Origin of the sequence: Longimicrobium sp., from assembly GCF_036387355.1 — a bacterium.
Taxonomy (GTDB): domain Bacteria; phylum Gemmatimonadota; class Gemmatimonadetes; order Longimicrobiales; family Longimicrobiaceae; genus Longimicrobium.
In genome coordinates this window covers 1-2,203 of record NZ_DASVTX010000115.1, presented here as the reverse complement: position 1 = coordinate 2,203, position 2,203 = coordinate 1, and the positions used below count along the sequence as shown (strand labels likewise).

The following is a 2,203-nucleotide window of genomic DNA, read 5'->3' as shown; positions in this document are numbered from 1 at the left end:
AGCGGACGCGGCGAGCGCGGCCCCGCCGAAGATGTCCAGGGTGGCGGGCACGGGGATGACTTCCACGCGCAGCCCCGCTTCACGGGCGATCCGCGTGAGCATCCCCTCCTTGCCGGTGGCGATGATCGGCTCGAAGCCACGCTCGCGGATCCCTTCCGCGAGCGTGATCATGGCACGCTGCGCCCCGAAGGCGCAGTCGTGATACGGATCGTACATCAGTACGCGCTTCATTCCCACCCTGGTTCACGAACACGCGGCGCGGTACAGGATCTCCATCGTCCGCTGCGTGGTGCTCTCCCATGTGAAGCGGGCCGCCTGCTCCCGCCCCTTTCGTATCCACTCGGCGCGCAGGCCGGGGTCCCGCTCCAGCCGCGCCACCGCGTCCGCCATAGCCTGGCTGTCGCCGGGGTCCACGGAGAGCCCGCCTTCGCCCATCACCTCCGGAACCGACGTGCGGTTGGAGGCGATCACCGGCGCGCCGCACGCCATCGCCTCCAGCACGGGGAGCCCGAACCCCTCGTAGAGCGAGGGGAAGAGGAAGGCCGTGCAGTGCGCGTACAGGCAGCGGAGCTCCGTCTCGCTCACCTTGCCCAGGTCCACCACGGCGTCGGCCACCCCGAGCGCCTCCGCGTGGCGCATCACGTGGGGCCAGTGGGCGTTGGCCGTGCCCCCGGCGACCACCAGCCGCATTGCGCTTCCCCCCGCCCGCACGCGCGCCAGCGTGTCCACGGCCGCGACGTGGTTCTTGTGAGGAAAGCGGTTCCCCACGCAGAACAGGTACGGCCGCAGCCCCTGCGCGCGCGAGCAGTGCGCGGCCTCGGCGGGCTCCAGCGGCCGGAAGGAGGGGCCCACGCCCAGCGGCACCACCTCCACCTTTTTCGCCGCGCCCGGCACGTACGACACGATGTCGCGCCGCGTGGACTCCGAGTCGGCGATCATCCGCCAGGCGAGCCGGGCCCCCGCGTGCAGCACGATGGTGGAGGCGATCCGCTCGCGCCTGCGCACCAGCCCCGGCAGCTTGATGGGGATCAGGTCGTGCACCGTCACCACGCTGCGGCGCGGGTGCAGCAGCAGGGGCACGTCCGAGAACGGGAAGTGCCACACGTCCGCGCGGGTCTGGCCGCGGGCCGCCATCCGCGCCCAGGCGAGCTGCGCGCGGTGGCTGCTCCAGCTCCGCGGAAAGGGGAGGACGGTGGCCTGGCCTTCCGTGCCCCACTCCGCCAGGAGCGCGTGGAGCTCGTCCGGCTCGCCCAGCAGCACCAGGCGGCCGAAGCGCGGGTCCGCGAAGAGGGCGGCGAGCACCTCCCGCACGTAGCGCCCCACGCCGGTGCTGTGGACCGCGCGCGCGTCCATCCCCAGCGTCACGCGGCGCCCCGGACCTGCCGTGCCCTCCCCCGCCATCGTCATCCCTCCGCCCCGTCGGGCTCCGCGCGCCGGCCGCGGGCGCCCCGTTCCGCTGGAATCCCGAATTTAGAGCAACCCGCGCACCTTTGCAATGGCCCCGCGAGGCCGCCCGGGGCACCCAAGTGCCACCCACGCAACGTGTTACGACGCACTGGCGGCGCGGTAGGCGGCGATGGTGTCGCGGGTGCACCGCTCCCAGCTGAAGTGCCGCGCGCGGGCCAGCGACCGCTCGCGCAGCGTCTCGCGCAGCGCGGGGGTGCGGTACACGTCGAGCATGGCCTGGCAGAGCGCGTCCTCGTCGCGCGGGTCGAGCATGATGCCCGCGTCGCCCACGACCTCAGGGAGCGAGGAGGTGTTGGAGGTGATGACGGGGACGCCGCACTGCATGGCCTCCAGCGGCGGCAGCCCGAATCCCTCGTAGAGCGACGGGTAGACGAACGCGGTGGCGCCGCTGTAGAGCGCGGCCAGGTCCTCGTCCGCCACGAAGCCGGGAAGGATGATGCGCCCGCGCAAGTCGCCGGCGCCGGAGATCGCCTCGAAGATCCCGTCGTGGTGCCACCCCTTCGTCCCCGCGAGCACGAAGTACAGGTCACGCACCCCCTCGTCGCGCACCAGCCGGACGAAGGAGCGGATCGCGTGATCCATGTTCTTTCGCGGCTCCAGCGTGTTGAGGCTCAGCAGGTACGGCGCGTCGGGTATCCCGTAGCGGGCCTTCACCTCCGCGATCCGCGCCGCGTCCGTCACGGGGTGGAAGAGGTCCGGCGCGGCGGCCAGCGGGGTGACGAAGACCCGCGCCGGG

3 protein-coding genes are annotated in these 2,203 nt (G+C 72.7%); all 3 read right to left on the bottom strand.

Annotated elements, in window-relative coordinates; all coding sequences use genetic code 11:
* On the bottom strand, nt 1-231 hold a 231-nt coding region (locus tag VF665_RS05250; protein ID WP_331052365.1), incomplete at its 3' end, for a hypothetical protein.
* 12 nt (nt 232-243) lie between these two features.
* The gene (locus tag VF665_RS05245) at nt 244-1,407 is read right to left on the bottom strand and encodes a glycosyltransferase family 1 protein (protein WP_331052364.1); all 1,164 of its coding nucleotides are present in this window, start codon (nt 1,405-1,407) and stop codon (nt 244-246) included.
* Between the two features lie 138 nt (nt 1,408-1,545).
* Nucleotides 1,546-2,203, bottom strand: a 658-nt coding sequence (locus tag VF665_RS05240) for a glycosyltransferase family 1 protein (protein WP_331052363.1), incomplete at its 5' end; no start/stop codon positions are given.